The sequence below is a fragment of the Selenomonadales bacterium 4137-cl genome (genome assembly GCA_032334055.1).
Lineage (GTDB): Bacteria > Bacillota > Negativicutes > Sporomusales > UBA7701 > Anaeroselena > Anaeroselena agilis.
This window is the reverse complement of sequence record JAUOZS010000001.1, coordinates 3,122,680-3,147,215: the sequence shown is the minus strand read 5'-3', so window position 1 is coordinate 3,147,215 and position 24,536 is coordinate 3,122,680. Positions and strand designations below refer to the sequence as shown.

The window sequence follows — 24,536 nt, the reverse complement described above, 5'->3', positions numbered from 1 at the left end:
GGGTAGAAACTAATGAGCATGGAAGCGGCAACAGCCTTTCTTAAACAGGCGAGGACGGATAAAGCGTATTCCGAGCAACTGAAAGCGTGCAAAAACGTGCCGCAGTTTTTAGAACAGGCTGCCAAAGCGGGCTTTTACTTTTCGCAGAAAGAACTGAGCGACGCCTGCGGCAACGTGGAAGAATGGATAGGCATAGGCGCAGGGGTATGGGGCCATTCCGTCGTGGGCAAGTCGGAATGCGTCGAGTATAAATAAATCAGGCAACCGCCTTGAGTTTAGCCCGGCTGTTCATGTAGAGCAGCCGGGCTGATTTTATGGCGGAAAATAAACAATTTGTTAATAAATTGGCGGGATAATTGCAATTCGGTGTCGAAAAGCACCAAAATAGGAAAATGAGGAAAGCGGCTACCGGCGATTGCTTAGGGGTCGCCGGGAGGTTTGCGGATGGGGCTGAAAAAGTATTTTCGGTATTGGTTAAGGGTGTTTGTTTGCGTGTGCCTTTTGGCGGGCTGGGGCGGACAGAGCGCGTGGTGCGCGGATGCGGAGTCTTTTAAGACGTCGGAGTATAACGCGAGCACGGGCTTGACGCTGATAAACGCGGCGAATGCCTATGCCTTGGGCTATACGGGCCGGGGGATTACGCTCGGCGTGTGCGATGATTATGTGCAGTTTTATCATTCCGAGTTTGCCGGCAAAAGTTATCTGGTGTATGTCGGCGGTCCTTCGCAAGGCTACAATTGGACCGAGAGTAATCATGGCACGCATGTGGCCGGGATTATGGCCGCCGCGAAGAACAACGCCGGTATGCACGGGCTGGCTTTCGACGCGGATCTTTTGTCTGGAAACTTTAAGGAGACTGGATCAGCGTATGACGGGTTTAACCGGAATGCCAGCGTGCGGGTAATCAACAATAGCTGGGGCGTGGGATTATATATAGATTCGATCGGCGAAGGCAAAAACAGCTTCCTGACGTTATTTAATAACGAGTCTAACGATTATGCCATTTTGCGGCAGAGCATTCTGAATTACGATAAGGTGTTGGTTTTTTCGGCGGCCAATTCCGGCCATACGACGCCGGGCGCTTTGTCGCTGCTGCCGTATATGTACCGTGATACGGCGGGCAATTTCATTAATGTGATTGCTTTGAACAGCGGAGCGTTTACCGCCAACGCCGCTTCGGCGGGCACGAATGCGATGGCAGTATTCAGCGATTTGAGTAAGTATGTGGAGGAAAACAGTGTTTCCGCGCCGGGGTGGAGTATTAATTCGGCCAATGCGGCCAACGGTGGCTATGTGCTTATGTCGGGGACTTCGATGGCGGCGCCGTATGTTACCGCTACGGCGGGCCTTGTGCAGCAGGCGTTTCCTTATATGACCGGCCGCCAGATTGTGGATACGGTGCTTTCGACGGCTAACAGCAGCTTTACGCTGCCGAAATTTACGCTGACGCTGCAGGAGGATTACGCCGATCCCAAGGTAATCAACCAGGCTACCAAGGCTGTTACTAAAACGAATTTGTTCTATTTCGGCGCCAAGCCGGCTACGGCCGCCGAGATTGAGGATGATTTGCGGGCGTATTACAGCGCTAACAGCGCACATCTTGTCAGTATGTACGGGTTTGCGACGGTCGATCAGTTTTTGGCGGTGACGCTGAATGTTTATGGCAATACGCCGCGGGAGATGGTTTTCGGGCAGGGCCTGCTGGACGCGGGCAAGGCGGTGAGAGGGCCGGCGCTGCTGAATGCCCGGCGGCTGGAGGCAAGCAGCTTCAGCCCGGCGACGGCTTACGGAATAAATCAGGCGCTGTATAAGATCAATACGCAGGGGTATGACAGCGTGTGGAGCAATAATATTGGCGAGCGGCGCGTCGGCCTTCTGGCGGCGGGCAGCGCTTACGAGGATTTGCGCAATATTTACGCTTATTATATCCAGGGCGATACGATCAACGGCTTTACTCAGGGGCAGGATTATATCAATGAGTATAACGCCAAGGCGACGGCCAGCGGCCTGAATGATTTGCCGGTGGGGCTTTATAAGGAGGGGGCCGGTACGCTGGCGCTGACGGGCGCTAATACGTACCAGGGCAGCAGCGTGGCAGCCGGCGGGGTTTTGCAGATCGACGGCTTGGTGGCGGGGGACGCTTATAGTGTGGCGGACGGAACGATCGCCGGGGCGGGGACGATCACGGGCAATCTGCATAATTTATCGGCGGTGCGGGCGGGCAGCTACGGCGCGCCGGGGACGCTGCGGGTGGGCGGCAATCTGGTGAGCAGCGGCAAGTTCGCGGTGGCGGTGGCGAATAATGTTGCCGGCAAGATCGCGGTGACCGGCACGGCCAATGTCGAGGGTTCGGGTTTTAAGGCGGTGTCCGGCAGTGTTTATCGCCCGGACGGCGTTTATACGGTGCTTACGGCCGGCGGAGGTATCAGCGGCAGTTTTGTTTCGTCGGCGTTTACGGGGATGCTGAGCGCTTCGGGTTCGCATGACGGCGCTACGGCATCGATGAGTTTGACGCGCGAGAATAATGTCGTTTCGCCCAGCCAGCGGCAGCAGGGAACGTATTCGCAGATGAGCGCTATGTATGACGCGCTTGCCGGGACGGCGGCGCAGCGGCAGATGGATGCGTTGTTTAGTTTGGACGCCGCTGCCGCGGGGACGACGCTGGCGGAGATTTACGGCGGGGCTCAGCTGAACCAGGCGGCGATGATTCAGCGTAGTACGATGATGGGCGGCGCTCTGTCGGCGCGGCTGAGCCAGGCTAAGCAAAGCTATAATGTCGCGGTGGAGATTCCGATACCCGGTTTTACCGAGAGCGATTTGACGGTGAAGACGGTTATTCCGCTGCAGCTTGACGCGCAGAACAGCTGGTGGATGAAGCTGAGCCGCAATGGAGGCACTTTGAACGCTTATGCGGAGATTCCGGAGATGAAATCGCAGAGCTTCGGGATGACGGTGGGACGGGACTGGAAGAGCGCGCCGCATTGGCGGACGGGATGGCTGTTCGCTTATGAGAAGAGCGATGTGACGTCTTCGACGGCGAGAAGCAAGATTTACGATTACCGGGTGGGGGTGTACGGCGGCTATAGCAAGGATGCTTTCGATTTGCAGACGTTTTTCGCCTACGGGCAGCAGAATAATGCGGCGACCCGCTATTTGCAGCACCTGGGGCTGACGGCGGACAGCCGTTATAACAGCAATACGCTTAGCTTGGGCATTGAGGCGAAGTATAATCTGCAGCACGGGAAGGATACGGCTTGGCAGTTGAGTCCTTACTCCGGCCTGGAGGTGACCCGCTATAGCCAGAATAGCTACGGGGAAAGCGGCGCGGGCGTGTATAACCAGGAGGCGGACGCTCTGACGAATACTTATAGCGCGGGGGAAATCGGCCTGGAGCTGAAGCGTTCTCTGGCTAAGGGATATTATACTTTTAATGTGGGCTACAAGAAGATTTTCGGCGGCTATAACCCGGAGATGACGGTGGCCTATAGCGGCAATCCCGGGGAGAAGCTGAAGATCGGCGGTAGCCGGCAGGACAGGGAGTTTTTGACCTGGGGCCTGGAGGCGGAGGGACGCATGGGCCCTGTCTGGACGATAAGCGGCCGGGTGGGCGGCGAGATGGGCAGCCACAGCCGCTACTGGAACGCGTCGGTTATGGTCAGGCGTGTGTGGTAGGACAATAGCGCTTTGACTTAATTCTTTTGACGTGATACCATTAAATGGTACTTTAATATCGAAAGGACATTTCAGCATGCTTGATCCAATCTACCGCTAATTTCAGATGCAACTATTGACAAAGGCTATGCAGGATAGCCTTGATTGGTTATGCATTTGAATAAGAGCGATAGTGGGGAAAGTAGTGTGAAAGTGCCTTTTAGCAGCAACACACTGTTTCCGTGTGTTTTTTTTTATTCATATAGGAAATGAGGATTTACGATGTTTGATATAAGAAAAATCCAGGAGCAGGTAATCTTTGGGGCCATAAAAGCCGCGAGCGGCGACGAAACGGCAGCAAAAGTCGTCTATGGCGAACACGGGCAGTGTTCGTCCGAGGATAATGCGACATGGGTGAAAGCCACCATGAAGAGACTGGAAGACCAGTTTGACGGGGCTACCGTCAAGCAGATCAGAATGAGTTGCCAATGCGGCTATGGGTTCGACGAAAAGCTGGCGTTGGTGAATGAACTGGTTGCATCGTCGTCTAATCTGGACGAATTTGCGAACCAAGATAAAGCAAGGGCAGCCGGACTATCTTGCGTTGACGGGAAACTCTATCTGCAATTTGCGTATTGTCCTTGCCCGATGCTTGCCGATGTGGATAGGTTGGATACGGATACATGGTGTCAATGCACTACGGGGTATAGCAAAGTGCTTTTCGAGAAAGCTTTTGGCTGCGAAGTCGCTGTCGATTTGCTAAAGAGCGTTAAGATGGGGGACCATATATGCCTGATGGAGATCGTTCCTCGCGGCGCTATCTGGAAATAGGACGGCAATAGCCTCCAACCGTCCTAGACAAATCCATATCAACACTAAAGCCCCTGCGGTTCTGCCCGCCGGGGCTTATTTTCGTCATTCTTTGTTTTTGTCTTCGAGGAAAAGGGCGACGACGGTTTCGCCGGCCTGGGTCATGATGGCCCTTCCTAGCTGCTCCGCCGATTCTTTGTCGCGTTCCAACGCGCCTTCCCCGCTCACCCACCCGCCGAGCGCAGCCTCCGAACTTTCTCCGGACAGATTGAGCGCGGCCATGAGGTGCTGGCCGTCTTTGTCGTACGCCCCGGCGCGCCATTTTTCGAGGGCGGCGGTGATCGCGACGGTGACGCCGCGGCGCTTTTCGGGGGGGAAGTACATGTTGGCTCCGAGGATGGCGATGACGGCGAAGGCGACGGTGTAGCGGTAGGTGAAGGCTGCGTCGCGGGTGCCGGCTACGGGGGTTTGGGGGGCGGCGGCGTGCCACCGGGCGGCGGCGAGGAGCCTGAGGGCGGCGTCGCGTTCTTTTTGGCCGCAGGGGATGAAGCGTGAGATGAGCCATTGGCGGATGTTCACGGGTACCTCCGGTATCAGAAGAACAGTTTGCCGATGTTGTAGGATAAGAGGCCGAGGAGGACGGAGAGGAGGATGCTGCCGTAGACGCTGGCGACGGCGACGGACCAGTTGCGCATTTCCTGGTAGATGGTGATGACGGTGGCGAGGCAGGGGATGTAGGTCATGTAGACGACGAGGAAGGTGAAGGCGGCTAAAGGGGAGATGTGGCTGGTGAGGGCGGTGGCGAGGCCGCCGTCGCCGCTGGCCTGGTAGATGACGCCGAGGGTGGTGAGGGCGGATTCTTTGGCGGGGATGCCGGCGATGAGGGCGACGAGGAGCTGCCAGTCGAGGCCGAAGAGGGCGCCGAAGGGTTCGAGGGTGAGGCCGATGCGGGCGAGGTAGGTGTTTTCGAAGGGGCCGGCGGGGAAGGTGGAGAGGTACCAGACGAGGATGGAGGAGAGGATGATGACGTTGCGGATGCGTTTTAGGAAGTGGAGGGTGCGGGCGCCGGTGTCGAGGAGGAGGTGTTTGAGGTCGGGGAGGTGGTAGACGGGGACTTCGGAGAGGAAGGGGGAGGATTCGTCGTCGGTGACAAAGAAGCGGGCGACGAAGGCGACGGTGGCCATCATGGCGACGCTGATGGCGAGGAGGGCGAGCATGACGAGGGTGGCGTGCCCGGAGGGGAAGAAGGCGGAGACTACGAAGACCATGACGCCGAGGCGGGCGGAGCAGGGGGCGTAGGAGCTGGCAAGGACGGCGACGAGGCGGTCGTAGCGGCTGGTGAGGATGCGGGAGGCGAGGATGCCGCTGACGTTGCAGCTGTAGCCGGCGACGAGGGGGATGAAGATTTTGCCGTTGAGGCCGATGGCGGTCATGACGCGGTCCATGAGGAAGGCGACGCGGACGATGTAGCCGGTGTCTTGGATGATGTGGTAGACGAGGAAGAAGATGGCGATTTGGGGTAGGAAGCCGAGGGTGGCGCCGATGCCGCTGAGGAGGCCGTCGACGAGGAGGCTGACGGCGAGGTCGGGGACGCCCCAGGCGGGGAGGGCGGCGCGGGAGTATTCGGCGAGGGTTTCGAAGAGGAGGCCGAGGAGGTCGGAGAGGGGACGGCTGACGGTGAAGGTGAGGTAGAAGAGGACGGCGAAGACGACGATCATGATGGGGACGCCCCAGATGCGGTGGAGGGCCCAGCGGTCGATTTTGTCGGTGAGGGTTTCGGTGGGGTGGTGGACGAGGCATTGGGCGGCGAGGGCGGCGGCGGCGGCGTAGCGGGCGTTGATGATTTCGACCTGGAGGTCTTCGTCGGCTTCTTCGACGGCTTCGACGGCCCGCCAGCGGGCGAGGCCGTTGTTGTCGCTGGGGGCGTGGACGGCGGCGATGGCGGCTTCGACGGCGGGGGGGTAGGAGATGGCGTAGGGGGCGGCGGGGTCGCGGTCGGCGACGGCGAAGAGGGCGTGATATAAAGCGGCGGCGTCCAGTTGTCCGGTCGCCACCGCGGGTATGACGGGTATGCCGAGCAGCGCGGCGAGGCGGGCGTGGTCGATGACCATGCCGTGTTCGCCGGCGGCGTCGATTTTGTTGAGGAGGACGACGACTTTGCCGTAGCGCTCGAGGGCTTCGAGGGCGAGGTAGAGGTTGCGCTCGAGGTTGAGGGCGTCGACGATGACGAGGACGACGTCGGGCGGGTCGGCGCGGAGGTGTTTGTCGACGAGGGTTTCTTCGCGCGAGGCGTGGCCGAAGCCGTAGACGCCGGGGAGGTCGGTGAAGCTTATTTCGCGGCCGCCGTAGGCGACTTTGGTGGTGCAGGCTTCGGTGGTTTTGCCGCACCAGTTGCCGATGAGCTGGGCGGCGCCGGTGAGGGCGTTGAAGAGGGAGCTTTTGCCGACGTTGGGGTTGCCGACGAGGTCGACGGAGAGGGTTTTTTTGGTCATTTTAGCTTTCCTTGACAACGGCGATGTTTTTGGCTTCGGCGCGGCGGAGGGCGAGTTTGGCGCCGCGGACGGCGATTTCGACGGGGTCGGCGAGGGGGGCGCGACGGAGTACTTCGATGGGGGTGCCGGGGGTGATGCCCATTTGCAGCAGGCGCAGGCGATGGCTGCCTTTGCCGATGATGCGGATGACTTTGAGGGCGTCTTTTTCTGCGGCCATGTCGAGGGTTATTTCGGCGCTCATCGGTTGCCTCCTGAATTGATAAACATTATCAATAGCTTACATAAATATTATACCGCAAATACGGGTTAGGATAAATGGGGCGCGGGGATTTTTTTTCGCGGTCCGGCGGGCGCGGCGCGGGGAAAAGAGGGGCGAGGGGGAGGATTCGGGGGGCGGGGGCGGAATATTATAGTGCATGGGGCCGGCGGGATGCCGGCCTGTGAGCGGAGGGGCAATGCGGGACAGAAGTGTTTTTTTTGTGGAGATGGTGTTATTTTTTGTGGCTTTTATGTGGGGCATTCATCCGGCGATCGTGAAGATCGGCCTGGTGACGCTGCCGCCGGTGCCGTATAACGCGCTGCGCTTGCTGCTGGCGACGGCGGTGGCGTGGGGGGCGGTGTGGGCGTCGGGGACGTACCGGCCGGTGGCCCGGGAGGATGTGCGGCTGCTGGTGCAGATTAGTCTGGCCGGTTTTTTTGTGTTTCAGTTGTTTTTCGCGGCGGGGGTGGAGAAGACGACGGCGGGGAATGCTTCGCTGGTGGTGTGTATGCTGCCGGTGAGTGTGGCGGTGATTAACCGGGTGTGCGGGCTGGAGCCGATCACGGGCCGGATGGCGGCGGGGATCGCGGCTTCGCTGGCGGGGGTGGTGCTGATTGTGCTGGGCTCGGGCAAGGAGATAAGCGTGGCGAGCGAGCATTGGAAGGGGGCGCTGCTGCTGCTGGGGGCGCAGGCGGGGTATGGGTATTATACGGTGTTTTCCCGCAGGCTGCTGGGACGGTATTCGGCGTATCAGGTGACGGCGGTGGTGGTGACGATTTCTACGGCGCTGTTCGCGGTGATGGCATTGCCGGATCTGGCGGCGATTTCCTGGGGCGGCGTGCCGGTGGCGGCGTGGCTGAGTGTGGCGTATTCGGGGGTGTTCGCGATGTGCGTGGGCAATTTTTTGTGGGTGTGGGGCGTGGGCCGGATCGGCAGCGCGCGGACGTCGCTGTTTAATAATTTTGCGCCGGTTTTCGCGGTGGTGTCGGGGTATTATCTGCTCGGCGAGGCGTTTGGGCTGATGCAGATGGCGGGGGCGGCGGTGATTTTCTGGGGCTTGTATTACGCCCGCCCGAAGCAGGCCGGGTTGCCGGCGGCGCCCGCCCGGGCGGCGGGACGGGAAGACTGACGACGGGAGGTTGGGGGAATGTTGTACGATACGCATATGCATACGCGGTTTTCGACCGATTCGCGGATGACGATCGAGGAGGCGGCGGCCAGGGGCCGTGAGCTGGGCCTCGGGATTACGATCACGGAGCATCTGGATCTCGATTTCCCGGCGCCCGAGGCGTTTGTTTTCGATGTGGACGAGTATTTCCGCGCGTACGGCGACCGGCGCAGCGACAGGCTGCTGCTGGGGGTGGAGATCGGGATGCGCGGCGATCTGGTGCGGGAGAACGCGGCGGTGGTGGCGGGGCACCCGTTCGATTTTGTGATCGGTTCGATCCATGTTATCGACCGGATCGATATTTATCAGGAGGATTTTTATCTCCGCCGTACCAAGGCGGAGGTTTACGGGCAGTATTTCGGGCAGATGTTCGAGTGCCTGGGGGGCTATGATTTTATCGACAGCCTGGGGCATATCGATTATATCGCCCGCTATGCGCGGTTTGAGGACCCGGAGGTGCATTACGCGGAGTTCGCGGCGGCGCTGGACGCGGTGCTGGGGCGGTTGGCGGAACGGGAGAAGGCTTTGGAGATCAATACCCGCCGTTTGGGGGACGCGGATACGGTGGCGGCGCTGCTGCCGATTTACCACCGGTTCCGGCAGCTGGGCGGGCGGCTGGTGACGGTCGGCTCGGACGCGCACCGGCCGGCGGAGATCGGCAAGCATTTCGCGCTGGCGACCGATATGGCGCAGGCGTGCGGGCTGAGGCCGGTGTATTACAGGGACCGCAAGCCGGAGTATGTGAAGCTGTGAGGCTATAACGGGGGAGACTGCCTAGAAAGTCCATCTGCGGCGTAAGACCTGCGGGCGCTTGCTAGCGTACGCCCCAAGTACGCGTCGCGGCGCGTCCTCGGTCTGCCTTGCATCTGGAGCTTTCTAGACAGCCTCGTGTATTTCCGAGTAACGAAAAGCCCTCTCGATAAGAGAGGGCTTTTGGTATCGACGGCCGTTATTGCAGTTTGGCGACGAGGCCCTGGATGAGGGGGTACTTGTAGTATTCGCCGTTTAGGGCTTTGAGGCCGGCGATGAGCGAGGTGACGACGAGGATGAGGGCGAGGACGGCGAGGACGGGGATGAGCAGGAAGCCGATGAGGATGGCGCACAGCAGGCTGACGACGAGCCCCGCGACGAGAAGTGCGAGGTGGGCGACGAGGGCCTGACGGGCGTGCTCGCAGACGAAGGGGTCTTCTTTTTTGAGCAGGTAGATGAGCAGCGGGGCGATGATGAAGCCCAGGCCGCCGAAGAAGTAGGAGAGGTGGGCGATGATGGCGAGCAGTTTCTGCTCGCCGGAGATGTTGTTCATGGGCATCACTCCTGTTTATATTGTAGCCGATAAGGGCGGATGCTACAATATATGCTTTTCGCGGCCGGACAACGCCCGGCGGCGGAGGAAACGCGGGCGGCGACGGAGAATTTTGGGAAGAAGAAATAAAGGCCGTTGACGGGCGCCGCCCGCGTGAAGGCAGGCGACGGGGCCGGGGGCGGCCGGTGGAGGTGTTGGGTTTGGAGCTTTTAAAGGCCATCAAGGAGCGCCGCAGCATCCGCAGGTTTAAGCCGGAGCCGGTGCCGCGCGAGCTGTTGGAGCGGCTGGTGGGCGAGGCGCTGTGGGCGCCGTCGGCGATGAATACGCAGCCGTGGCGCTTTTTCGTGCTGACGGGGGCGAAGAAGGACGAGTTGGTGGCGATCGCCGCCAAGAGCCTCGCGCAGCTCGATACGCGGCTGAAGACGCTGTTCAAGGAGAGTATGCGCACTCTGGTGCACGGTTATTTCAAGGATTTCGGCGGCGCGCCGGCGGTGGTGGTGACGCTGGCGAAGGAGCCGGAGACGGAAGGGTATATGGACGGCAGCTTCCAGTCGGCGTCGGCGGCGTTTTATAATTTTCTGCTGCTGGCCCACGAGGCGGGGCTGGGGACGTGCTGGATGACGGGGCCGTTGTGGGTGGAGGGCGAACTGCTTGAGTTCCTCGGCCACCGGGACGGCTGGCGGCTGCTGGCGCTGACGCCGGTGGGCTGGCCCGATCAGGAGCCGCCGGTGCCGCCCAGAAAGCATCAGGATATTATTTGGCTGGAATAGGAAAGGTGAGGGCTTGCAGAACTCTGCAAGCCCTGATTTTTTGCGTAAGCGGCAACCACCTGCTAAGCAGGTGGTATCAAAAAGCTTATAGCTATGCGGAGGAAAGAAAAGCCTCCTTTGTTAAAATATATGCAGGTTTGCCGACCGCATAAATAACAAAGGAGGCGCATCGAAAATGGATACTCAAAGTCTATCACACAGCAAATGGCGCTGTAAATACCACATAGTTTTCGCTCCAAAATACAGAAGGCAGGTCATCTACGGCAAAATTAAGGCGGATATAGGGGTGATACTCAGAAAGCTTTGTGAGTATAAAGGGGTAGAAATACTCGAAGCCAATGCATGCCCGGACCACATCCATATGCTAGTAAGCATACCGCCCAAAATCAGTGTAGCGTATTTCGTGGGGTACTTAAAGGGCAAAAGCTCGCTTATGATATTCGATAGGCATGCGAACTTGAAATACAAGTATGGTAATCGACAAATTTGGTGTCGGGGATACTTTGTAGATACAGTAGGGCGAAATAAAGAGGCGATTGAGAAGTATATCAGGGAGCAATTGCAAGAGGATATAGTTGCCGACCAACTGAGCCTTAAAGAATTGATTGACCCGTTCACGGGTGAACCGGTAAAAAGGTCATAAAAAAGCCAGCCCCTTAAGGGGCTGACTGAGAACGCTATGCGGTTGGCAAACTTTCAGTGAGTCTTGAGACTCAGCTAGTATCATGCCCTTTCAGGGCTAACCCAAGCCACCCGTTTAACGGGTGGCTCCGTGACTTTATGCGTATTTTCTCGCCGCCCTGGCGCCGATGTTGTGGAAAAGCTTGGCGGCGACGGCCGGGTGCTGGAGCTCGAGGCGTTCGAGGGCGTGGCGCGGCAGGATGAGGAGTTCGGCGTTGGTTTGGGCGACAACGGTGGCGTTCTGACGCGCGCGGGCGACGAAGGCTTTTTCGCCGTAGACCTGACCGGGGCGGAGGATGGCTTGAGTGAGGCGCTGGCTGGCGAGTTGGCGGCGTGCGGCCAGTGACCCGGTTACGACGATGAAGATTTCGTCGCTCATGTCGTCGGGGTAGCTGACGGTATCGGCTTGGTCGAAGTAGACCAGGTGGCCGGCGGAGGCGCAAATTTTAGCTTCCGTTTCGGAGAGGCCGCGGAAGATACCGACTGCTTTTTCCGGCGGGTGACCGAGTCGTTCGCCTATAATCCTCCACAGCCCGGCCGCGTCGGTCAGTTGTTTGTTGACGTAGCGGGTGCGGGCGTGGGGGAATTCCCGGTCGAACCAGGTGATCGATTCCTGGGAATTAGGCCATTGGCCGGCGACATCCGCGAATGGCGAGCGGACGCGGCGTAAATGATCGATATCGTCGAGCAGGGTTACAAATGGTACCATACAGCCGTAGTCGGGCACGAAAAAGTTGCTTTTGTAGCGGCGGGCGCCGAGATGTTCGTGCATCGCTACCAGTGCTGGAGCGCCGCCGCTAAAATGAAAGAGAACGCCCTGGTTACGACAGGCTTGGTAGTAGTGAGCGCAGAGCAGATGATGAGCTCGCGATTTGCGGAATTGAGGGGCGATCATCCCTTTGGAGGCAAAGGAAAGGGGATGGGATGCCCCGTCGCACGACCGGAATTCATGGAATTTGTCCATAGCCATGGGCATAGTCAGTTCCGGCGGAAACTCATCTTTGCGGCCGATGTGGAGACGCACCGTGCCGACGTATTCCTTGCCGGAGCGAGCGTAGAAGAGGAGGCCCCAGTCATCCATGTCGTCGTACAGCAGTCGGCGCCGGTGGTTGACGTGGGATAACCGCCGCCCCATTTCTTCTACGTAAATTTGGTAACGGAGACGATATACTTTTTCTTTTTCTTTGCTTGTTACGGCCAGACCTACATAGATTTGGTCAGACAGACTCGGCTCATGCAGGGAGTGCTGAAGTTCCGATCGCGGTAGAAGCTGATTCATGCGACAGGTCACACCCTCTCATCTATTTTTAGATAGGCGGCGTTCCTCCGTAATATTACAAAAATTCCAATTATACGCTAATATTTTACCTTAAATTACATCAATTGTCAAAATATTGATTGTATGGATATAAATCGACAAATTGGCAAAAAAATAAAAGAGCCGTTGCCGGCTCGGGGGGGTGATTGGCGGTGTTGTCTATGGTATTTTTAGGAGCGCCGGAAAACGACGGAGAAGGTCGTGCCGCGCGGTCCGGTGTCGATGAGGACTTTGGCCCGGTGACGGTTGGCGATGCTGTAACAGATGGCCAGGCCGAGGCCGGTGCCATTCTCTTTGGTGGTGAAAAAGGGGATGCCGATTTTTTCCATGATTTCGGGAGGGATTTCCGGGCCTTCGTTCCGTACAGCGAGGATTACGGAGTTTTCGTCCGCCGTTGTCCTGATGGTCAGCGTTTTACCGGGCGCCATTGCCTCGAGGCCGTTGCGGGCGAAGTTGAGCAGCAGTTGGCGGATCTCTTTTTCGTCCAGCGGCAGGTCGGGGACGGGGCTGAGCTCGAGGCGGACGACGTGGTTGGAGATGGCGGCGTCGGCGAGGATAAGGGGGAAGAGGGATTCGATAATGGTGTTGAGGTTGCGGGGCTGCTGGTCGGTGAGGCGGTTCTTGCTGAGGGACAGGTATTCGGTGATGAGGGAGTTGGCCCGGTCGAGTTCGTCGAGGAGGAGGCGGAAATGGTCTCCATAATGCTCAAACTCCTGCTTGCGGGACATCACCTGCAGGTAGCCGCGCACCGTCGTCAGCGGGTTGCGGATTTCGTGGCCGATGTTGGCGGCCATCTGGCCGACGATGTTGAGGCGGTCGAGGCGGAAGAGCTCCTGTTCGAGCTCCTTGCGGGCGGTGACGTCGCGGATGATGCCTTCGGCCGCGGCCAGGTCGCCGCTTTTATCGCGGATGGGGACGATGTGCTGTTCAACCCATATCTGGCTTTGGTCTTTGCGGAGGAGGCGGAAGGCGACCGGCATTTCCGTGGGCCGAAGTGTTTGGTCGAATTTCGGCAGGGACGGCCTGTCGTCGGGATGAACAGTGTCGATGATTAGTCCGGGGTTGGCGTAGTATTCATCTGGTTTGTAGCCGGTGATGTCTTCGGCGGCCGGGCTGATGTACTCGCACGCGAACGAGGGTTGCAGCCGGTAGCGGTAGATTATGTCCCTGGCGTTTTCCGCCAGCAGGCGGAACCGCGCTTCCTGCCGTTCGAGGTCGTTGCGGGTTTTTTCGAAATAGGCGAGCAGGAAGCCGACGCCGATGATCAGCCGCAGGAAGGCGTCTAACAGGTAGCCCCAGGGCGCCATTTCAGTAGGGCGGAAGATTGGGAAGTCCAGTTGATGGAGTCCGTTTATGATGAAGGCCCAGGCGGTTATCATTTTGCCTATTCCTTGAGTATCCAGATGGCGCAATACCATGACCCCGGTGTGAACGTAGATGGAGCCGAACAAGAGAGCGGTGGGTATTATGAACCAAAGAGGCGGTAGCTTGAAAATAACGCAGACGGTGGAGAAAACCGCGAGGGAAAGAACGGAGTAGATCCACATCTTCGGCATTTTTTTACCGACAAACTGGCAGGTGCCCCAGGCAATGAAAAGGAGGCTGCCGATGGCTGTTAATTGCAGAAAGAAAAATGTCGGGATGAAATTACTGGAGTTGAATATGAATGGGTCCATTGCCGATTTGAGGGCAATAAGACCCCAAGACAGCGTCCAGTAGCCGAGGAAGCGCTCCCGGTAGCGCCAGTAAAGGAAGAGGTAGATGAAGAAGACGACGGCTTTGATCCCCGCCGATGCGGCGATGGCGATTATCATAGTGTTCATGGCTTATCTCCCCGGCCAGGACATGTCCCTGTATAATGAATTCAACATAATGCGGCAAAATCCTGCCATATATAGCCTTGAATGGCATAATTTGCAATTGCAAAGCGCTCTGTTGCAGGGGTTTTGGGCGGAATGTGCCAATATAAGGAGGAAGGAGCGACAAGGCCGCGGGCAGGTCGCTTGACGAAGGAGGACGGAGGATGGATTACTGGCAGGTGTATCAGCGGAACATCGGACTGTTTACCCGCGAGCAGCAGCAGAAATTGCGGGATGCCAAGGTTTTCGTCGCCGGCGCGGGCGGGGTGGGCGGCATCGAGGCCGCGACGCTGGCCCGTTTCGGTATCGGCGAGCTGGTGATTATGGACCCCGGGGTTTTCGACGAGCCGGATATGAACCGCCAGTTCGCGGCGATGGCGAGCACCCTCGGCGAGAACAAGGCCCGGGCGACCGCCAGGCTGCTGCGGGACATCAACCCTTTTTTGAAGGTCGAGGCGCTGGAAAGCGCGCCGTCGGACGACGCCGAGCTGGCGGCGCATATGGCCGGGAGCGCCGTGGTGATCGACGCCATCGACTACGCTGGCTTCGATTATAAGGCAAGGTTCGCCCGCATCGCCCGCGCCATGGGTGTGCTGAACTTTACGGCGCCGATACCGGGGTTCGGCACGCTGATGGCGGTTTTCGACCCCGGCGGCATGACGCTGGAGGAGTTCTACGGGGCGCCGGCCGACCCGGCGTTATGGCCCGCTTTCCGCATCCCCATGGACCGCATCCAGGGAGAAACACGTTACGCTCACCTTGTGCGGAGTTTCCTGGGCGGGGAGCGCAATTATCTTACGACCTGCGCCGGGGCGGCGGCCTTAAACGGCGGCCTGGTGGCTACCGAGATCGCGCTCGTCATTGCTGGCCTGCGTCGCAGCGAGGAGCTTGCGGTGGCGCCGCGGGTGACCTATGTCGATATCCTCAGCCGGGTTTTCGAGGTGTACACGGCTGCCGTCGCGGACGGGAGAGGCCATCCCGCGGCCGGCTTGTAGCGATGTCTGCCACCCTGTCTCATAACGCCCGGGTGCCGATTATGCATTCCGTAGTGATGCCGCAACTATAGGCCGGGAAAAAGGCAAAATAAAAAACACGATAAAAAATGGGGTTTGACGCGACTTTCTCTCTGTTTTGATATAAAGAATATTGCATAACCATATAAGTTTTGATTATGATATAGTTGTTGGATAGTTATGCGATTTTCGCAGCAGAATTGAGGAGGAAAGGCATTATGGCGCGGTATAACCCCGTAACTCCGGCGATAATTGAGGAACTGAAGACTATTCTCGGCGAGAGGGGGGTCGTCGTCGACCCCGAAAAACTCCATGCCTATAGCCATGACGAAGTGACCGAGGCCCGCTACCACCGCCTGCCCGAGGTGGTGGTGTATCCCGAGACGGCCGAGCAGGTGGCGGCAGTGGTCAGGTTGGCCAACCGGGAACTGATCCCGGTGGTGCCGCGCGGGGCGGGCACCGGCCTGGCCTGCGGCGCGGTGCCGGTGCATGGCGGCATCGTGGTGGCGGTGGAGAGGATGAACCGGATCATCGAGGTCAACGCCGAGGCGATGTATATGGAGGTGGAGGCCGGCGCCCGCACCGAGGATGTGCAGCAGGCGGCGGGGGCGGCGGGGCTTTTTTACGCCGGCGACCCCTGCAGCGGCGACAGTTGCTTCATCGGCGGCAATGTGGCCACGAACGCCGGCGGCAACAAGGCTGTGAAGTACGGGACGACCCGCGACCAGGTGTACGCGATCGAGGTGGTGACACCCACCGGGGAGATCACGACCCTCGGCGGCCGGCTGAAGAAGAGCAGCACCGGCTATCCGCTGGAGCAGCTGGTGATGGGGGCGGAAGGAACGCTGGGCATCATCACCAAGGTGACGCTCAAGCTGCTGCCGCTGCCCCGCCACGTGCTGGACCTGCTGCTGGTTTTCCCCGATATCGAGCTGGCCATCGGCGTTATTCCCAAGCTGGTCAAGGCGGGGGTAACCCCGACGTGCGTGGAGTTCATGGATAATGACGCGATCAGGAGCGTCGAGGCGTTTACGCGGGAGAAGCTGCCCCACGACGAGAACGGCAATTATCTCATCCTCCAGGTGGAGGCCGACAGCGAGGAGGCACTGGAGGATATGGCGGCGGCGGTCGACGAGGTGGGGACGGCGAACGGGGCGTTCGCGGTGCTGGTGCCCGATTCGCAGAAGATCTGGAAGGCCCGCAAGTCGTTCGCCGAGGCGGTGCGGCACGAGACGCTGACCCACAGCAACGAGGATATCGTGGTGCCGGTCGATCTGATGCCCCAGGCGATCCGCGAGCTGGACGCCATCTGCAAGCGGCATAGCGCGGTGGCCCGGACGGTGAGCCACGCCGGCGACGGCAACATCCACCTGTCGATCCTGCAGGGCGACATCCCCGACGAGTTCTGGTGCGAGAAGCTGAGTGAGATTCACCGCGATATTTACGAATATGTGTATTCGATCGGCGGAAAGCTGTCGGGTGAACACGGGATAGGCTACAAGCGCCGCCATCTGATGGAGGAGTACACCGACCCGGTGGAGCTGGGGCTGATGAAGGCGGTGAAGCTGGCCTGGGACCCCAATCTGGTTTTGAATCCGGGCAAGATTTTCGAGGTGGAGCAGCCGCGGCAGTAACCGTGTGCGCAGACGGCTAATTACAAGGATAGACCTCGGCTGCTTGAAGGCCGGGGTTTATTTTTGTGTAACATTTTTATTATTGCTGCGGCAGTTCCCCGGCGCTGCGCAACAGCGTAAAGGCTGCGCTCGCCGCCAGAAGAGATTTTTAAAAAGGTTAAAAGTCTCCTGGCGGCAGGATTTCACCGGGGACGGGGCAAAACCAGACAGGGGAGGGATATGTCATGCTTATCGATTTTCACACCCATCCCCTCAACCATCGTTATTACTACGACGGCCTGCGCCCCGAAACGCTGACGGCGCGGGACAGGGAGGACATCCTCGGGCTTTTGGCCCTGGGGGTGGAGCGGGGCCTGGATGCGATCGCCGTGACCGACCATGACCTGGCGCTGTCCGGCTTGTGGGCGGCGGCCGAGGCGCGGCGCCTGGGGCTGCCGATCATCGTCGTCGCCGGCTGCGAGTGCGAGCTTTACCACAACCGGGAGTGGGTCCATATCCTGGCGCTCGGTCTTAAGGCGCCGCTTGAGTATACGCCCTATACGCCGGCCGCCGAACTGGCCGCCCGCATCCGGGACCAGGGGGCGGTGGCGGTGCTGGCCCACCCGATGGCCTATAGCCTGGCCGCGTATCACAGCCTGAAGACGGTGGTGGACGGGGTGGAGTTCCGCAACGGCGCCCAGGCGCGCCGGGGCGCGGCCGATTTCACCGCCGTGCTGGACGCCGACGGCTACCGGGGCCTGCGCCTATGCGGCAGCGACTGCCACTGGCCGGATAAGCCGGCGCCGGAGCAGTGGGCGGCGCGGACGGAGATGAATGAAGCAGAGTTTTTCCGCTTGTTCGGAGGCGGCCGGTGATAAGCTGACATTTTTTGACCTGGGGAGAGACATTTGGTACAATATAATAATTAACTTGCAATCCTTAAAAGTAATATATTTGACGAGGAGCGGACAGCATGGCGGAGCAGGTCAAACGCATATATGTGGAGAAGCGGCCGGGGTTCGACGTCGAGGCCCAGAGTCTTCTGAACGAATTCAGGCATAACCTGGGTATCGACGGCCTCGAAGCGGTCAGGGTCATCAACCGCTACGATGTGGCCGGCATTTCGGACGAGGAGTACGGCCGCTCGCGGGGAACGATTTTCGCCGAGCCGAACGCCGATTACGTGTATGACGAGAAGTTTCCGATGGAGCGGTCCGACCGGGTTTTCGCGATGGAGTACCTGCCGGGGCAGTACGACCAGCGGGCCGATTCAGCCGCCCAGTGCGTGCAGTTGCTGACCCAGAAGGAGCGGCCGGAGGTGGCGACCGCCAAGGTGATCGTGCTGAAGGGGGCGGTGAGCGATACCGATTTCGCCCGCATCAAGGCGTACTGCATCAATCCGGTGGAGTCGCGCGAGGCGTCGCTTTTAAAGCCGGCGTCGCTGAAGATGCGGACCGAGACGCCGCCTGACGTGCCGGTGCTGGCCGGTTTCACGGCGAAGGACCCGGACGCGCTGGCGGGCCTCAGGGATGAGCTGGGGCTGGCGATGAGCGCCGAGGATCTGGCGCATTGCCAGGCGTATTTCCGCGATACCGAGAGGCGCGACCCGACGCTGACCGAGCTGAGGGTGCTGGATACGTACTGGTCGGATCACTGCCGCCACACCACTTTTCTGACGACGATCGAGGAGGCTGTGATCGAGGAGGGACGCTACACCGCGCCCATCAGGGCGGCCTACCGCGATTATCTGGCGGCCCGCGAGGAGCTTTACGGCGCGGCGCAGAAGCCGCTGTGCCTGATGGATATCGCCACGATCGCCATGAAGGAGGCCAAACGGCAGGGGCTGCTGGACGACCTGGAGGAGTCGGCGGAGATCAACGCCGCCAGCATTGTCGTGCCGGTGGAGATCGACGGCCGCACGGAAGAGTGGCTGGTGATGTTCAAGAACGAGACCCATAACCACCCGACCGAGATCGAGCCGTTCGGCGGGGCGGCCACCTGCCTGGGCGGCGCCATCCGCGATCCGCTTTCTGGCCGGTCGTACGTTTACCTGGCCCTTAGGGTGACGGGCAGCGGCGACCCCCGCACGCCGGTCGCCGATACCCTTCCCGGCAAGCTGCCTCAGCGCAAGATCACCATCGCCGCCGCGACGGGCTATAGCTCGTACGGCAACCAGATCGGCCTCGCCACCGGCCAGGTGGCCGAGGTGTACGACGAGGGTTTCGTGGCCAAGCGGATGGAGATTGGCGCGGTTATCGGGGCGGCGCCGCGCGCGAACGTGGTCCGGCAGGAGCCGGTCCCCGGCGACGCGGTGCTGTTGGTGGGCGGGCGCACCGGCCGCGACGGCTGCGGCGGTGCGACCGGTTCGTCGAAGGAGCATACCGAGGAGTCGCTCGCGAGCTGCGGGGCGGAGGTGCAGAAGGGCAACCCGCCGACCGAGCGCAAGATCCAGCGGCTGTTCCGCCACCCGGCGGTCAGCCGGATGATAAAGCGGTGCAACGATTTCGGGGCCGGCGGGGTGTCGGTGGCCATCGGCGAGCTGACCGACGGCCTGACGATCAATCTCGACGCCGTGCCCAAGAAGTACGAGGGTCTGGACGGCACCGAGCTGGCCATTTCCGAATCGCAGGAGCGGATGGCGGCGGTGGTGGCGGCGGCCGACGTCGCGGCATTCGCGGCGTACGCCCGCGCCGAGAATCTCGAGGTGACGCAGGTGGCGACGGTGACCGACGACCGGCGGCTGGTGATGCGCTGGCGCGGCCAGGCGATCGTCGATATCAGCCGCGATTTCCTCGATACGTGCGGTGTGCGCCAGACGACGCGGGTGGCGGTGGCGGCGCCTTCGCCGGAGGATGATTTTTTCGCCGCGACGCCGGCGGTGCTAGATAAGGCCGATCTCAAGGCGGCGTGGCTGGCTAATCTGGCCGATCTCAACGTTGCCAGCCAGAAGGGGCTGGTGGAACGGTTCGACAGCAGCATCGGCGCGGCGACGGTGGTGATGCCGTACGGGGGCGTGCGCCAGTCGACCCCGGCGGAGGGCGCGGTGGCCAAGCTGCCGGTGCTGGAGGGCGAGACGACGACGGGCACGATCATGACCTACGGCTATAATCCGCTGATCGGCAAGTGGAGCCCGTTCCACGGCGCGCTGTATGCGGTGGTGGAGGCGGTGACCAAGCTGGTCGCCCTCGGCGGCGACTGGCGGACGGCCAGGCTGACGCTGCAGGAGTATTTCGAGAAGCTCGGCAGGGACCCCGTTCGCTGGGGCAAGCCGTTCAGCGCGCTGCTGGGGGCGTATCGCGCCCAGAAGGAGCTGGGCGTGCCGGCGATCGGCGGCAAGGACAGCATGTCGGGGACCTTTATGGATTTGAATGTGCCGCCGACGCTGGTGGCGTTCGCGCTCTGCCCGGTGGACGTCAGGCGGGCGGTTTCCCAGGAGTTCAAGCGGGCCGGCAGCGCCGTGGTGCTGATCGCCGCGCCGCGGGACGGGGATGAGCTGCCCGATTTCGCGGCCCTGAAGGCCAATTTCGCGAAGATCCACGAGCTGATAACGGCCGGTCGGGTGCTGGCATCGCATACGGTGAAGGCGGGCGGGGTGGCCGCGGCGGTGAGCAAGATGGCGTTCGGCAACCACATCGGGTTTGCGTTCGCCGCCGATGTGAAGGCGGACGAGCTTTTCGCGGCCGATTACGGCGCGGTGATCCTCGAGCTTCCGGGCGATACCGACCTGGCGGGCGCTTTGGCGGGCGTGAGCTGGCGCGAGCTGGGGCGGACCCAGGAGCGGCCGGTGATATGCGTCAGCGGGGCGGAGATCACGCTCGACGAGGCTTTTGCCGCGTGGGAGAGGCCGCTGGAGAGCATTTTCCCGACCCGCGCCCAGGAGTGCGGCGCCCCGCCGCCGCCGGCGGGCAGCCATACGAAGCGCAGCGGAGTCAGGCCGGCGGTGAGCGTGGCCAAGCCGCGGGTGTTTATACCCGTTTTCCCGGGCACCAACTGCGAGTACGACAGCGCGCGGGTGTTCGTCAAGGCGGGGGCGCTGGCGGAGACGCTGGTGTTCCGCAACCTGACGGCGTCCGATGTCGAGGAGTCGGTGGCCGCGCTGGTGGACGGGATCGGCCGCAGCCAGATCGTCATGCTGCCGGGCGGCTTCAGCGCCGGCGACGAGCCGGACGGGTCGGCGAAGTTCATCGCGACCGTGTTCCGCAACCCGCGGGTGCGGGAGGCGACGACCGCCTTCCTCGAACGGCGTGACGGGCTGATGCTGGGGGTGTGCAACGGTTTCCAGGCGCTCATCAAGCTGGGGCTGCTGCCTTACGGCCGGATCGTGGACGAGCTGGGCGAGGCCGACCCGACGCTGACTTTCAACCAGATCGGCCGCCATGTGGCCTGCCTGGTGAGGACGCGGGTGGCATCCGTCCTTTCGCCGTGGCTGGCGGACGCGGCGGTGGGCGATATTCATACGATCGCGGTGTCGCACGGGGAAGGGCGGTTCATCGCCCCGCCGGCTGTGGTGGACCAGTTGATCGCCGGCGGCCAGATCGCCACTCAGTACGTCGATTTGGATGGCAAGCCGTCGAACGATATCCGCTTCAACCCCAACGGCTCGATCGCCGCGGTGGAGGGCATTACCAGCCCCGACGGCCGCATTTTCGGCAAGATGGCCCATTCGGAGCGGACGGGGCCGTATGTGGCGGTTAATGTGCCGGGCGCGAAGGAGCAGGGGATATTCGCGTCGGGCGTGAAGTATTTTAGGTGAAGTAAGTAGCTCGGGGCGGAAATGTCAATCGCCGCATACGCGTCTACGGATGAACGCGCTGTATGATTTGCGCCGACTCAAGCCGTACCGGCGCCAAACGGGCGTCCATGCCCGTTGTCGCCTCGCCCGGCCGTCCCTGGCCGGGCGTACGGTCTCGTACGGCAAGCTGCGTCAACAGCGCGTAACATCCTCCGCCATGCTAGCTTGCGATTGACATTTCCGCGGCCAGGCGGAGGAGGGACGGATATGGCTTTCTCCATCGAGACCGCGACGATCGAGTCTTATCATGCCGCGCTGCTGGCCGGGGAGATTACGGCCCGCGAGCTGGTGCAGGCGTATCTGGCGCGGATAGCGGCCTACGACAAGCGGGGGCCGGCGGTGAACGCGGTGATCGCAGTCAACCCGCGGGCGCCGGAGGCCGCCGACGAGCTGGACGCCAGGCTGCGGCGGCGGGGCCTGACCGGACCGCTTCATGGGGTGCCGGTGCTGCTCAAGGACAATATCAGCACTTATGATATGCCGACGACGGCCGGGTCGCTCAGCCTGGAAGGCTACCGGCCGCGCGCCGACGCCTTTGTGGTTGCCCGGCTGCGGGCGGCGGGGGCGATAATCCTTGCCAAGGTGAATCTGCACGAGTTCGCGGTCTGGGGGGAGACGGTCAGTTCGCTCGGCGGGCAGACGCTCAATCCGTACGATCTCACCCGCACGCCCGGAGGTTCGAGCGGCGGCACGGGCGCCGGCCTGGCGGCGGCATTCGGGCTCGCCGGCCTGGGGACGGATACCGTCAATTCGGTGCGTTCGCCGGCTTCGGCGAACGGGCTGGCCGGCATCAAGCCGACCCTCGGGATGGTCAGTCGCACGGGGATAGTGCCGTACGCGCTCACCCAGGATACCGCCGGCCCGCTGGCGTATACGGTGGCCGACGCGGCGAGGGTGCTGGGCGTGATTGCCGGCTATGACGAAGCGGACCCCGTGACCGCGTGGAGCGTCGGCCAGGAAGCGGTCGACGGTTGGCAGCCCGCCGGGGACGGCCTGCGGGGGGCGCGGCTGGGGGTGGTGGAGACGCTGTTCGGCGGCGACGAGGCCCACCGCGAGGTGAACGCGGTGATGGACGCCGCCCTCGCCAGGCTGCGGGAAGGCGGCGCGACGCTGGTGACGGTGAGTCACCCAGCGCTCGACGCGGCGCGGCTGATCGCCGAGACGAGCGTGCATGTCCACGAGTTCGCCCGCGACCTGAGCGCCTATCTGGCCGATCCGGCCGCGGCGCTGCCGGTGAAGTCATTGGCCGAGGTGGCCGCCGGCGGCAGGTTCCATCCGGGTATCGCGGATAATATCAGGCAGGCGCTGGCCGTGGCCGGCGATGTGGACGAGTACCGCCGCCGGCTTGTGGCGCGGGACGCCCTGCGGCAGACGGTGATGGAGCTGTTGGCCCGCCACCGGCTGGACGCGCTGGTGTATCCCCACCAGAAACGCCTGGTGGTGCCGGTGGGCGAGCCGCAGGCGGACCGCAACGGCGTGGTGGGGGCGGTGACTGGCTTCCCGGCTGTGGTCGTGCCGGGAGGATTTTCGCGGCCGACGGCTACGGCGCCGCTGGGCGTGCCGGTGGGCGTGGAGCTGCTCGGGCGGCCGTGGAGCGAGCGGCTGCTGGTAAGGCTGGCCCACGCTTTCGAACAGATGGAGACTGTGCGGCGGCTGCCGCTTAGCACACCGCTGTTGTCGTGAACGACAAACCCCCTTGCCCGGAAAGGGCGAGGGGGTTTTGCGCTTTGAGGGGAATAATGCGGCGGGAGGGAAGGGATACTGGAGGGGAAAGCATAATAAGGGGGTTTTTATATGCAGGCGACGATGAGCGAGATTGACAGGCTGGTGATCGAGGGACTGGTGCCGTTCCGCAACAGGCTGACCGCGACGTTTCGCGACAAGCATCCGTATCTCTTCGGCATGGCGAGCGCCGCGATGGCCGGCAAGGAGAGCAAGTTCGGCGTTCAGGTGACCGAGGGCGGGCGGGTGGCCGGCGAGTATACCCTGCATGTCAGCGGCGTGGAGATCACCCATGCCGAGCCGGGTAGGCTGGAATCAGGCGTGCAGTTGCCCTATGTGGGCACGATCAAGCCGTACATGGTCATCGAGCGGTCCAGCCTGGAGAGGATCATCGGCGACGAGGCCGCGATCATGGCCGATCCGTTCCCCGCGATGCTGAAGCATCTGCCGGATATGACGGTGAAGTTTTTGCGGTGAAGCTGCTGCTCCATCCCCTGCCGGTACGGATTTTCCACTGGGTGATGTTCGCGGCGGTGATGACGCTGCTGGCGACCGGCCTGTACATGCACGAGCCGCCGGCGTGGCTGCGCCTGCCGATGAGTATGATGCGCGAGTTCCACGGCGTGGCCGCGGCCGCCCTTGTCGTCAATCTGATTTTGCATATTTATTACTACGTCCGCACCGGCAAGTACACCGAGGTTCTGCTGCTGCCGGGGGATTGGGCGAATGTCCGCAGTTTCCTGCGCTATTACCTGTTCGTGACCGCCAACCATCCCAATTTCGGCCGTTACAACCCCGGCCAGAAGGCGCTGTTCACCGCCTGGGGGCTGGTGGTGATCGTGGCCGCGGTCACCGGCGCGGCCCTGTTGTTCCCGGATGATAGTACCCGCCTGCAGCGCCTGCTGGGCGGGCTGAACGCCATCCGCAGCGCCCACTTTTTCGTGGCCGCCTTTTTTGCCGCCTCCGTGCCTTTCCATCTGTACCTTGTTTTCACCGAGTCGCCGGCCAAGCTGCAGTCGATTTTCACCGGCTATGTCCGGAAGGAGCCCAAACCGCCGCCGCCCAAAGCGCCCTGACGGCCGGCG

20 protein-coding genes are annotated in these 24,536 nt (G+C 61.4%); 14 read left to right on the top strand and 6 right to left on the bottom strand.

What is annotated here, in order from left to right:
• Nucleotides 1-12: 12 nt before the first annotated feature.
• The 3 genes from Q4T40_16475 (at nucleotide 13) to Q4T40_16465 (ending at nucleotide 4,482) form a co-directional block, all read left to right on the top strand.
• A complete protein-coding gene (locus Q4T40_16475) occupies nucleotides 13-255 on the top strand; it encodes a Nif11-like leader peptide family natural product precursor (GenBank protein MDT8902838.1) in 243 nt (80 codons plus the stop codon).
• A gap of 189 nt (nucleotides 256-444) precedes the next feature.
• Nucleotides 445-3,672 (top strand): S8 family serine peptidase, encoded by a 3,228-nt coding sequence (locus tag Q4T40_16470; protein MDT8902837.1) that lies wholly within the window; start codon nucleotides 445-447, stop codon nucleotides 3,670-3,672.
• Nucleotides 3,673-3,933: 261 nt separating this feature from the next.
• Nucleotides 3,934-4,482, top strand: coding sequence for a DUF6144 family protein (locus Q4T40_16465; protein MDT8902836.1), 549 nt, complete (start codon nucleotides 3,934-3,936; stop codon nucleotides 4,480-4,482).
• 84 nt (nucleotides 4,483-4,566) lie between these two features.
• On the opposite strand, the gene Q4T40_16460 is transcribed toward Q4T40_16465, so the two are convergent.
• Genes Q4T40_16460 through Q4T40_16450 form a run of 3 tightly spaced genes read right to left on the bottom strand, consistent with a single transcriptional unit; the run spans nucleotide 4,567 to nucleotide 7,194 of the window.
• Nucleotides 4,567-5,040, bottom strand: a complete 474-nt coding sequence (locus tag Q4T40_16460; protein ID MDT8902835.1) for a hypothetical protein — start codon at nucleotides 5,038-5,040, stop codon at nucleotides 4,567-4,569.
• Nucleotides 5,041-5,054: 14 nt separating this feature from the next.
• Nucleotides 5,055-6,953, bottom strand: a complete 1,899-nt coding sequence (gene feoB, locus Q4T40_16455; protein ID MDT8902834.1) for a ferrous iron transport protein B — start codon at nucleotides 6,951-6,953, stop codon at nucleotides 5,055-5,057.
• 1 nt (nucleotide 6,954) lies between these two features.
• Nucleotides 6,955-7,194, bottom strand: a complete 240-nt coding sequence (locus tag Q4T40_16450; GenBank protein MDT8902833.1) for a FeoA family protein — start codon at nucleotides 7,192-7,194, stop codon at nucleotides 6,955-6,957.
• A 244-nt stretch (nucleotides 7,195-7,438) separates the two neighbouring features.
• Here Q4T40_16450 and Q4T40_16445 point away from each other — a divergent pair, with 244 nt between their 5' ends.
• Both Q4T40_16445 and Q4T40_16440 read left to right on the top strand, forming a co-directional pair.
• Entirely contained in the window at nucleotides 7,439-8,341 is a 903-nt protein-coding gene (locus Q4T40_16445) for a DMT family transporter (protein MDT8902832.1), read from the top strand.
• An 18-nt stretch (nucleotides 8,342-8,359) separates the two neighbouring features.
• Entirely contained in the window at nucleotides 8,360-9,133 is a 774-nt protein-coding gene (locus Q4T40_16440) for a histidinol phosphate phosphatase (GenBank protein ID MDT8902831.1), read from the top strand.
• Nucleotides 9,134-9,329: 196 nt separating this feature from the next.
• Here Q4T40_16440 and Q4T40_16435 read toward each other — a convergent pair whose 3' ends face one another.
• Nucleotides 9,330-9,683, bottom strand: a complete 354-nt coding sequence (locus tag Q4T40_16435) for a DUF4870 domain-containing protein (protein MDT8902830.1) — start codon at nucleotides 9,681-9,683, stop codon at nucleotides 9,330-9,332.
• Between the two features lie 200 nt (nucleotides 9,684-9,883).
• Between Q4T40_16435 and Q4T40_16430 the strand changes: the two genes are divergently transcribed.
• Both Q4T40_16430 and tnpA read left to right on the top strand, forming a co-directional pair.
• Nucleotides 9,884-10,453, top strand: a complete 570-nt coding sequence (locus Q4T40_16430) for a nitroreductase family protein (protein MDT8902829.1) — start codon at nucleotides 9,884-9,886, stop codon at nucleotides 10,451-10,453.
• Nucleotides 10,454-10,628: 175 nt separating this feature from the next.
• Entirely contained in the window at nucleotides 10,629-11,096 is a 468-nt protein-coding gene (gene tnpA / locus Q4T40_16425; protein ID MDT8902828.1) for an IS200/IS605 family transposase, read from the top strand.
• Nucleotides 11,097-11,231: 135 nt separating this feature from the next.
• Here the strand turns inward: tnpA and Q4T40_16420 are convergent, their stop codons facing one another.
• On the bottom strand, nucleotides 11,232-12,413 hold the full coding sequence (locus Q4T40_16420) for a cyclic nucleotide-binding domain-containing protein (protein ID MDT8902827.1): 1,182 nt from the start codon (nucleotides 12,411-12,413) through the stop codon (nucleotides 11,232-11,234).
• A 209-nt stretch (nucleotides 12,414-12,622) separates the two neighbouring features.
• Nucleotides 12,623-14,275 carry a PAS domain S-box protein gene (locus Q4T40_16415; GenBank protein ID MDT8902826.1) on the bottom strand — a complete coding sequence of 551 codons (1,653 nt, stop codon included), beginning with the start codon at nucleotides 14,273-14,275 and terminating at the stop codon, nucleotides 12,623-12,625.
• A gap of 200 nt (nucleotides 14,276-14,475) precedes the next feature.
• Here Q4T40_16415 and Q4T40_16410 point away from each other — a divergent pair, with 200 nt between their 5' ends.
• The 7 genes from Q4T40_16410 to Q4T40_16380 all read left to right on the top strand — a co-directional run bounded on the left by Q4T40_16410 (nucleotide 14,476) and on the right by Q4T40_16380 (nucleotide 24,527).
• On the top strand, nucleotides 14,476-15,306 hold the full coding sequence (locus tag Q4T40_16410; GenBank protein MDT8902825.1) for a ThiF family adenylyltransferase: 831 nt from the start codon (nucleotides 14,476-14,478) through the stop codon (nucleotides 15,304-15,306).
• 236 nt (nucleotides 15,307-15,542) lie between these two features.
• On the top strand, nucleotides 15,543-16,958 hold the full coding sequence (locus Q4T40_16405; GenBank protein ID MDT8902824.1) for an FAD-binding oxidoreductase: 1,416 nt from the start codon (nucleotides 15,543-15,545) through the stop codon (nucleotides 16,956-16,958).
• 224 nt (nucleotides 16,959-17,182) lie between these two features.
• Entirely contained in the window at nucleotides 17,183-17,812 is a 630-nt protein-coding gene (locus Q4T40_16400; GenBank protein ID MDT8902823.1) for a hypothetical protein, read from the top strand.
• A 98-nt stretch (nucleotides 17,813-17,910) separates the two neighbouring features.
• Nucleotides 17,911-21,690, top strand: a complete 3,780-nt coding sequence (locus tag Q4T40_16395) for a phosphoribosylformylglycinamidine synthase (GenBank protein ID MDT8902822.1) — start codon at nucleotides 17,911-17,913, stop codon at nucleotides 21,688-21,690.
• Between the two features lie 246 nt (nucleotides 21,691-21,936).
• Nucleotides 21,937-23,412, top strand: coding sequence for an amidase family protein (locus tag Q4T40_16390; protein ID MDT8902821.1), 1,476 nt, complete (start codon nucleotides 21,937-21,939; stop codon nucleotides 23,410-23,412).
• Nucleotides 23,413-23,523: 111 nt separating this feature from the next.
• Nucleotides 23,524-23,928, top strand: coding sequence for a hypothetical protein (locus tag Q4T40_16385; GenBank protein ID MDT8902820.1), 405 nt, complete (start codon nucleotides 23,524-23,526; stop codon nucleotides 23,926-23,928).
• Nucleotides 23,925-24,527 carry a cytochrome b/b6 domain-containing protein gene (locus tag Q4T40_16380; GenBank protein ID MDT8902819.1) on the top strand — a complete coding sequence of 201 codons (603 nt, stop codon included), beginning with the start codon at nucleotides 23,925-23,927 and terminating at the stop codon, nucleotides 24,525-24,527. Before Q4T40_16385 ends, Q4T40_16380 begins: the two co-directional genes overlap by 4 nt.
• Nucleotides 24,528-24,536: the final 9 nt, after the last annotated feature.